Origin of the sequence: Mammaliicoccus fleurettii (genome assembly GCF_003970575.1) — a bacterium.
Taxonomy (GTDB): domain Bacteria; phylum Bacillota; class Bacilli; order Staphylococcales; family Staphylococcaceae; genus Mammaliicoccus; species Mammaliicoccus fleurettii.
The window spans coordinates 21,209-29,307 of record NZ_RXWZ01000200.1 but is presented as its reverse complement, the minus strand read 5'-3'; the positions used below and the strand labels follow the sequence as shown (position 1 = coordinate 29,307).

12 protein-coding genes are annotated in these 8,099 nt (G+C 30.0%); 7 read left to right on the top strand and 5 right to left on the bottom strand.

Annotated features, from left to right (window positions below):
* On the bottom strand, nt 1-326 hold a 326-nt coding region (locus CD129_RS12265; RefSeq protein WP_126577756.1), incomplete at its 3' end, for an AI-2E family transporter.
* A gap of 86 nt (nt 327-412) precedes the next feature.
* Nucleotides 413-784, bottom strand: a complete 372-nt coding sequence (locus CD129_RS12260; protein WP_078356823.1) for a YugN family protein — start codon at nt 782-784, stop codon at nt 413-415.
* A gap of 168 nt (nt 785-952) precedes the next feature.
* Between CD129_RS12260 and CD129_RS12255 the strand changes: the two genes are divergently transcribed.
* Both CD129_RS12255 and CD129_RS12250 read left to right on the top strand, forming a co-directional pair.
* Nucleotides 953-2,020: a CAP domain-containing protein gene (locus CD129_RS12255; protein ID WP_115337595.1), complete on the top strand. Its 1,068-nt coding sequence runs from the start codon at nt 953-955 to the stop codon at nt 2,018-2,020.
* A 14-nt stretch (nt 2,021-2,034) separates the two neighbouring features.
* Nucleotides 2,035-2,475 (top strand): YlbF/YmcA family competence regulator, encoded by a 441-nt coding sequence (locus CD129_RS12250; RefSeq protein ID WP_078356825.1) that lies wholly within the window; start codon nt 2,035-2,037, stop codon nt 2,473-2,475.
* A 551-nt stretch (nt 2,476-3,026) separates the two neighbouring features.
* On the opposite strand, the gene CD129_RS12245 is transcribed toward CD129_RS12250, so the two are convergent.
* The gene (locus CD129_RS12245; RefSeq protein ID WP_078356826.1) at nt 3,027-3,941 is read right to left on the bottom strand and encodes a glycerophosphodiester phosphodiesterase family protein; all 915 of its coding nucleotides are present in this window, start codon (nt 3,939-3,941) and stop codon (nt 3,027-3,029) included.
* 158 nt (nt 3,942-4,099) lie between these two features.
* Between CD129_RS12245 and CD129_RS12240 the strand changes: the two genes are divergently transcribed.
* Nucleotides 4,100-4,366, top strand: coding sequence for a DUF2129 domain-containing protein (locus CD129_RS12240; protein WP_078356827.1), 267 nt, complete (start codon nt 4,100-4,102; stop codon nt 4,364-4,366).
* 1 nt (nt 4,367) lies between these two features.
* On the opposite strand, the gene CD129_RS12235 is transcribed toward CD129_RS12240, so the two are convergent.
* Nucleotides 4,368-4,757 carry a DUF7147 family protein gene (locus CD129_RS12235; RefSeq protein WP_115337594.1) on the bottom strand — a complete coding sequence of 130 codons (390 nt, stop codon included), beginning with the start codon at nt 4,755-4,757 and terminating at the stop codon, nt 4,368-4,370.
* An 81-nt stretch (nt 4,758-4,838) separates the two neighbouring features.
* Between CD129_RS12235 and rsmD the strand changes: the two genes are divergently transcribed.
* Both rsmD and coaD read left to right on the top strand, forming a co-directional pair.
* Nucleotides 4,839-5,393 (top strand): 16S rRNA (guanine(966)-N(2))-methyltransferase RsmD, encoded by a 555-nt coding sequence (gene rsmD / locus CD129_RS12230; RefSeq protein WP_078356829.1) that lies wholly within the window; start codon nt 4,839-4,841, stop codon nt 5,391-5,393.
* On the top strand, nt 5,386-5,880 hold the full coding sequence (coaD, locus tag CD129_RS12225; RefSeq protein ID WP_078356830.1) for a pantetheine-phosphate adenylyltransferase: 495 nt from the start codon (nt 5,386-5,388) through the stop codon (nt 5,878-5,880). The genes rsmD and coaD overlap by 8 nt, the downstream gene beginning before the upstream one ends.
* 105 nt (nt 5,881-5,985) lie before the next feature.
* Here the strand turns inward: coaD and CD129_RS12220 are convergent, their stop codons facing one another.
* Nucleotides 5,986-7,134, bottom strand: coding sequence for a nucleotidyltransferase (locus CD129_RS12220; protein WP_115337593.1), 1,149 nt, complete (start codon nt 7,132-7,134; stop codon nt 5,986-5,988).
* Between the two features lie 125 nt (nt 7,135-7,259).
* On the opposite strand from CD129_RS12220, the gene CD129_RS12215 reads away from it, so the two are divergent.
* Complete coding sequence (locus CD129_RS12215; RefSeq protein WP_078356832.1) at nt 7,260-7,802, top strand: YceD family protein; 543 nt, start codon at nt 7,260-7,262, stop codon at nt 7,800-7,802.
* Between the two features lie 38 nt (nt 7,803-7,840).
* Nucleotides 7,841-8,014 (top strand): 50S ribosomal protein L32, encoded by a 174-nt coding sequence (rpmF, locus tag CD129_RS12210; protein WP_025904638.1) that lies wholly within the window; start codon nt 7,841-7,843, stop codon nt 8,012-8,014.
* Nucleotides 8,015-8,099: the final 85 nt, after the last annotated feature.

Below are 8,099 nucleotides of genomic sequence, written 5' to 3'. Positions count from 1 at the left end.
TTGTACTGTTCTATAACTTTTATTAATAAATTTATTCTATTAGGTAAGTCTTTTATAAATAAGACGATTTGATCAATTAATTTTGTTAAAAATAAATAAATTAAAAATCCTGTTACCGTAATCAGCAAAGTGTATATAATGGATACACTCCATTTACGGCTATTGATTTTTTGCGATAATTTATTAACTAAAGGGTTAAATGCAAGTGCAATAATAAATGCTAAAATTAACGGTATAGAAATGGGTATAATAAAATAAATAAATAGAATTAATAAAATTATGATGATAAATATGCTAATGCTTCGTTTGTTTATCCATTTTTTCATAATTATTACCTCTTTACTGAACTTATGTATAAATTAAGAGACGTGAAAAATCACGTCTCCGTTTATATCTTTTTGGATTTGTTTAATTAATGAGCACCTAATGTATTTAATGCTTTAATATCTGACGTAATTCGTTCAATTAATAAATTACAATGTGCAACTAAATTATCTGGATAGACTTCATCATCACCGTATTCAACACCTGTTGGATAGTAATGCTTACCTAGATAAGGATCCATTAATTGAATTGTTGCGTTATTTGCACCAACGTCCCCTTTAAGTGCATAACCTGGAATTCTTAAGTAATAAATACCTTCACTGATTTCATATTTGAAATCATAAGTGATACGTTCGTAATCCCAATGTCCACCAGCTACAAAACCATGCTTATTCATAACATCTTTTAATAGTTCTTGTTCAATGATAACCTTTTCAAGACTTGTATTATCAAATACCATGTATTTTTCCTCCCTCTATGTACCTTTAAGTTTATTTTATGATAAAAGCTTCAATGTTGCAATGTACATTTAAATTTAATAAGATTATTAAGATTTCGATTGATTTAACTAAAAGTTTTACTGTAAAATGATATAATTATAATTAGGAATAAAAGAGGAGGTAAATAGTTGAAAAATATTATTATTAAAGTTGTAGCAATAACTATTTTAATCATTGTACTCTTTTATTTATTCTATTCACCTAAATTAGAATTTGATGTATTGAAGAATCCAAATTACTCTCATGATAAAGCAAATGAAAATTACTATGAACAACAAGCTGAAAAATCAACAGGCAACGCTAAGTTGAAAGAAGGCGTTGGTACATATGTTTATAAAGATATAGGCGAAGTCATAGATGATTTAGGGGAACCAGATAGGGTATATAAGACAGAGCACGATAGAAAGAATTATGTCTTTAAAAATAAAGAACATTATTATTTAGTTTCGGCTAAAAATAATAAAGTATCATCCGTATATGCTACAGGTAATAAAGTTGATGTTTCACCAATAAAAATGAAACAAGAGGCTACGAAATTCTTTAATGGAACGAATATAGATATGGAACCTGTTATTGATAGTTCGTATGGTAAGTATAAACTTGAATTATCTGAAAGAGATATTAAGACTCAGTTGCTTATTAAATATGGTAATGTGTATGCTCAAGTATTAATCGATAGTGAAACAAATGAAGTCATGGGCGTGAAATTTATGGACTCAGATGTAGTTATCGAACATGCACCATTTTCAATGTCGAAAATCTCAAGTGATCATGATAAGAAACTTAAGCGATCTGATAAGCAAAACTTCCATTCACACATTAATAAAGATTTAACACTTCTTGAAATCGTTAATGAAATAAGAGAAATGAAGGGTGTTAAACCATTAGAGATGAATGATCAATTGACATATATCACTCAATTGGAAGCTGATTCTATTGAAGATGACGTTGAAGAAGAAGAAGCTGTTAAATCATTGGAAGATGGTATAATGAAACATATCAACGATCAAAATATTGAATACGAAACAATAAATCAAAATTTAGCATATAATTTTTATGACGTACCAACTTTAGTAAACAGCTGGTTGAATAATAATTCATATAGAGAAAAGTTATTAGGTAGTCAATATGATGAATTTGGTGCTGGTAATTCACGCGAATACTATTCACTTGTTTTTAAAGAAAATAAAAAATAAGGAGGCATCATGTTATGTTTACTGTAGAAACAGTTAATATATTAGATCAATCTGATGAATTAAGTTCATGTATAAAAGAATCACTCATTTATCAAGAGTATCAAGAAGCAAAATATAAACTTGAGACAGATTTAGAAGTGAAAATATTAAGACAAAAGTTTGACCAAATTAAATCACATTACGATGATTGTCTGAGATTTGGAAGATATCATCCTGATTATAGTAGAGTTATGAAAGAAACGAGACAACAAAAAAGAGCATATGAAATGCATCCTGTTGTATCCAATTTTAAGACAAAAGAAACAGCTTTACAGGACTTGTTAGATGAAGTTATAAGCATTGTATCTTATTCAATTTCTAACAACGTTAAAGTTGATACAGGTAATCCATTTTTCAGTAGTGATAGTCAAGGTGGAGGCTGTGCTACAGGTGGATCTTGTGGATGTTCATCATAAAATATCTATTAATAAGAGCAGAAATTCATTAATAAAATGAATTTCTGCTCTTATTTTTTATAATAATGATTTTGGAAATATCGTAGATTAACTTCTGGATTAATCTACAACTTAGCTGAACTCTTCGATTAACTCCCGACTTAATCTACAACTTAGCTGAACTCTTCGATTAACTCCCGACTTAATCTACAACTTGGCAGGACTCTTCGATTAACTCCCGACTTAATCTATAACTTGGCAGAACTCTTAGATTAACTCCTGACTTAATCTACAACTTGGTCAAACTCTTCGATTAACTTCCAACTTAATCTACAACTTATCTCATTTTTCTATATAAAATGATTATTATCAACGATTTTGTAAGTACTAACGCCTGAGGGAACAGTATGCGTGAGAGACTACAGGCTCGAGCCATACCCTAGGCAAGCATGCAGGTACAAAATCGTAAGATATTATAAAAAAACAAGCATATCACTATAAAACTGAAGAATTCAGTTAAGTGATATGCTTATTTATTTTGAGTTAGGAAATATACTCCAAGCTTCATATTATTAATATTGTTTATTTATTAGAAAATGCGCTGTATCTGGACGATCAGTTACAATAGTATGTGCACCTTTTTGAATAAGATCATCTATTGTATCGATTTGATTTACTACCCAAAAAGCAACGGAAATATTAAGTGAAGTTAAAAATTGAATAAAACCTTCAGAGTCTAATGGAAGTCCTTTTGCTTGTGTAGGTATTTGGAATGTATCTGTTTTAGGTTGATAAGTGTGTCCGTAACCTGAGTAATAAGCTAAAAATGCTTTTGTTACTTCATTTTGACCAGTACCTAATGAAATAGTGTCTTGAGCATATAAATTAAATCTATCTATTTGTTCGTCATAAAAACTTGTGATATTAACACGATTCTCAGCCTTTAATTCAGTAATGATTCTATATAGATGAGAAGGTGCTAAACTACCTGTATATGACTCAGGATGATCTTTAATATCTATGTTAACTAAGATATCAGGATATTCAGTTAAAAGCTCTGTTAGAGTCACTATCTTTGCTTTGTCGTGACCTCTATATGGATGCTCGTTATTAATATCTTTAAAATGATAGCCAAAGTCTAATTGACGTAATTCTTCTAATGTATGTTCACCTACAAAGCCAGAGCCATTACTTGTTCTGTCTACAGTGTCATCGTGCATTACGACAAGTACTTCATCTTTTGTAAGACGTACATCAACTTCGAATCCAGTCACTTCATACTTTAATGCATGATCAAAAGCTAAACGTGTATGTTCCGGTCTTAATGCCATCCCACCACGGTGTGCAAATACATACGGAGCTGGTTGAGTAAAGAATGGTTTAATCTTACGTGGTTTGACGTTTGAAGTGGATTTTGTAACAATCCATGAACCAGCCGCGATGCCTCCGATAAGACCTGTTGTTTTTAATAAATTAATTTTTGACATTTTATCCAATCCTTTCGAAATGCAAATGAAGACGCATCTATATTCTATCAAATTGGTATACGATAGCAAAGTAAGTCACACAACTTATGAAGTTATCTTCTTTCATAGTACTCTAGAAAATGCTAATATAAACATAAAAAGATTAAGGAGATATCGTAATGGAGCTAGTTGAACGAATTAGTATAATTGTATATTTAAAAAATATGAAACATGAACGACAATTGCGTAAATTTGGCAATATATATCATTCTCATAAAAAAGAACAATATGTCATGTTATATACAAATGAAGATAAAATAGATGATACTATACAACATCTCATGAAATTAAAATATGTTAAAGATGTTAAAGTATCACCATTTAAATATGTTAAAAGAGATTATTCTAATATAAATACTGATAAAAAAGAATATTTGAATTTTTAAATTACTGCAATGGTGGTAAATAACGCTCAAGTCTTAATACACCTTTTAAGTAAGCGAAATAAAGTTCATCTTCTGCAAACTCTGAGCGAGACTTTACATCCAATCCTTTAATTTGGATATCGTATTCATTTGCCCATTCGTTAATTAAATCGAATTTTTTATTAGATTCTGGATAAGGATATTTAAATCCATCTAAAATTGTATAAATAGCTTGGAAATGTTTATCTTTAGTTGGTTTCATAATGATGCAAGCAGAAGATAATTTTTCTTGTGATAACGGTGTGTGTAACATTAAAATGTCAGAAATACGGTCGTGATTGTATTCTATTAATGTTTGAAATTCGAATAAATCTGTTAAGCCGTGACCAATTACGATAAATGATTGTTTCATTTTTATAACCCTCGTTTTCGTTAATATACTACAATGATAAGTATAAATAATAATTAATAATAAAGAAAGTGATGATTAAAGTTGAGAGTAATAGGTGGAAAATATAAACGACTTCATATAAAAACAATAGATGGTCAATCTACTAGACCTACAACAGATAAAGTAAAAGAGAATATCTTTAATGGTCTTCAAGATATAGAAGGACTTGGATTAGACTTATTTGCAGGTAGTGGAGGATTGGGCATTGAAGGTTTATCTAGAGGATTAACTAAAGTAATTTTTGTAGACGGTAATTTTAAAGCTACAAAAATGATTAAAGAAAACTTAAATACATTACATATACCAAATACACAATTCGAAGTTTATAAAAATGATGCAATAAGAGCATTAAAAGCTTTAAATAAACGAGACATCAAATTTGATTATATATTTTTAGATCCACCATATAAAAAAGATTTAATAAATAAGGCTTTAGATAAAATTCAAGCGTTTGACTTATTAAATGTAAATGGTACAATAATTTGCGAATTTGATAAAAGTGAAAAGATAGAAACTGGTGAGTTTGAAGTTCTGAAGAAATACGAATATGGACTAACTCATGTAATGTTGCTAACAAAAGGAGAAAACAATGACTAAAAGAATAGCAGTTGTTCCAGGAAGCTTTGATCCAATTACATTAGGGCATATTGATATTATTAAACGAAGTGCAAAAATATTTGATGAGATCCATGTATCAGTATTACAGAATGCTTCTAAAAAAGGTCTATTCTCAACTGACGAACGTGTAGCTTTAATTGAAGAAGCGGTACAAGATGTACCGAATATCGTAGTCCACTCTTTTCATGGCTTACTTGTTGATTTTTGTAAAGAAATAAATGCAAGAACAATCGTAAGAGGACTTAGAGCAGTTAGCGACTTTGAATATGAAATGCAACTTACATCTATGAATAAGAAACTAGATGATGACATTGAAACATTATATATGATGACAAATAATAATTATTCATTTATTAGCTCAAGTGTCGTAAAAGAAGTAGCACAATTTAACGGTGATATTTCAGAATTCGTACCTGAAAATGTCAACAAAGCATTAAAAGAAAAAATTAAGAATAAAGAATCATAATAAAAAAGCATGATAACTGTCATGCTTTCAGAAAGTTTGTTTGTATATTTAGCTAATCTTAAGCGAGTGGACCAGAAATCTAGTGAAATAAATTAGAATTCTGGTTTACTTGCTTTTTTTAATATGTACTGGTTGATTAAAGTCTGTTGCTGTTTCACCGGAAATAAATTGATATAGCTCTGTTGCTTTTATTTCATTTTCAAAATAGGATGCTGACTGTTTATTTACATTAGTAATTATAGGTAAAGGACATTTATCTTTGATTGTTTTTAAATATGCCTGTCCTTTTTGTGACATTGCTAATACACGTATTGCTGAAGGTTCGTAATTTAAGACATCTTCAGTTTTAATATTTAACAATATTGCTGTTAATAAGCGCTGTATTCTAGTCCAAGTATATCTTTTTGATTTTAAATGTGTTACAAACATTTCAAAACTTGTACTTTCTTTTATATCTTTTTTTATTTTAAATTCTAATCCTTCAGTCATCATATATATTTTTCGTAACTCATCATGTGTTGCTCTTAATATTGTCCATTTTAAGAGTGGAAAAAAATGTTCCCAATTCAAACCTTTAGATTGACTTAAAATGTCATAACTTGTTTCAGGTAAACTGAATTTATAATTATCTTCATCATTAAAATATGCATTACGAATAGAAGTTGCACTCGAAATATGTGTCGTTTTGTTTAATTCTGGATCTAAATACATATTATCTTTTCTTTGAATGGTGAGGGGATTGATAGATAAGTTATTTTGCATAATGTGTTTAACGTATTCTATAGCAAGAAGGTTATTAGAGCCTTTTAGTAATTTCGTGTCTTGAACTAATTCGGCTATAATTCTTGGATGAGATTTTCCTTCTTTAATCATACTTTGGTATCTTTCATCATTAGTCACTTGTTCAATTTGTTTAATCGCATTTTTAATATCATCTATATTTCCAGATTCACTTCCAAAAGATAAAGCATCACATTGAAGATGTTCTGCTATGTGAACACCACCTTTAGCAAATAAATCACCAGAAGAGATTGCATAAACAAGTGGTAATTCTATAACTAAATCTACGTATTGAATCGCCATTTCAGCACGCTTGAATTTATTTAAAATTGCAGGTTCTCCACGCATTGTAAATGAACCACTCATGATAGAAATCGCAACATCACTATCCGCTATTTCTCTAGAAGATTCTGCGTGATACACATGCCCATTATGAAATGGATTGTATTCAGTAATTAAAGCAACACTTTTCATTTGCATTTCCTCCCATTTCAATTCATCATAAGTATTGTATCAGATAATGAATGTTAAGAAAAAATCTTGACAAACATTGTCGTTAAGGTTACAATAATTTTTGTGTTTGTAAGAGGTGAACCCAGATGAAGTGGTCAATAACACAACTTAAAAAATACCAAAACGAACCATTTACTTTTGATAAAGAAATCGATATGAAATACCTTACTGATAGGGTAGATGAACTTATCGATATTTCTCCAATAAAAGTAACAGGAGACGTTCAAGTGCGAATGCATGAGATAATTGTCAATCTTGACATTAATGGTGTATTGACGTTACCATGTGCCCGTACTTTAAAGCCAGTAGAGCTACCATTTGATACTACATCAGTAGAAATATTTGAACTAGATGAGTTGAGTGATAGTAATAATAATGATGACGAATTGAGACACAAACTCGAAGGTGGCATGATTAATTTATTACCAATCATTGAAGAACTTGTTATTTTAGAGAAACCATTACAAGTGTTCTCTGAAGGTAGTGAAGATGTTTCAATGGCAGGCAATGGTTGGGAAGTTATTGGCGAAGACCAATTTGAGTCAACCGAAGATTCAGAAGTAGAAACTGAAAAATCAGTTGATCCAAGACTTCAAAAATTACAACAATTCTTCGATGACGAAAAATAATCGGACAAGTGTTTATAAAATTTAAGGAGGAATAAGACATGGCAGTTCCAGCTAGAAGAACTTCAAAAACAGCTAAAAGAAAACGTCGTACGCATTTCAAAATCTCAGTACCAGGTATGGTTGAATGTTCAAACTGTGGAGAAATGAAATTATCTCACCGTGTATGTAAAGCATGTGGATCATACAAAGGTAAAGAAGTCGTTTCTAAATAATAAGTTACATGTAAATGTTCTTAACAGGATGTTTCAGACTGTCGACAGAGTCGACAGTCTTTTTTTATGCTTAAGAAGAATTTCT

Coding starts and splice junctions, on each gene's coding strand:
- CD129_RS12260 (WP_078356823.1), bottom strand. CDS start 784: ATGGTATTTGATAATACAAGTCTTGAAAAGGTTATCATTGAACAAGAA.
- CD129_RS12250 (WP_078356825.1), top strand. CDS start 2,035: ATGTTTACTGTAGAAACAGTTAATATATTAGATCAATCTGATGAATTA.
- CD129_RS12245 (WP_078356826.1), bottom strand. CDS start 3,941: ATGTCAAAAATTAATTTATTAAAAACAACAGGTCTTATCGGAGGCATC.
- CD129_RS12240 (WP_078356827.1), top strand. CDS start 4,100: ATGGAGCTAGTTGAACGAATTAGTATAATTGTATATTTAAAAAATATG.
- CD129_RS12235 (WP_115337594.1), bottom strand. CDS start 4,757: ATGAAACAATCATTTATCGTAATTGGTCACGGCTTAACAGATTTATTC.
- coaD (WP_078356830.1), top strand. CDS start 5,386: ATGACTAAAAGAATAGCAGTTGTTCCAGGAAGCTTTGATCCAATTACA.
- CD129_RS12220 (WP_115337593.1), bottom strand. CDS start 7,134: ATGAAAAGTGTTGCTTTAATTACTGAATACAATCCATTTCATAATGGG.
- CD129_RS12215 (WP_078356832.1), top strand. CDS start 7,260: ATGAAGTGGTCAATAACACAACTTAAAAAATACCAAAACGAACCATTT.
- rpmF (WP_025904638.1), top strand. CDS start 7,841: ATGGCAGTTCCAGCTAGAAGAACTTCAAAAACAGCTAAAAGAAAACGT.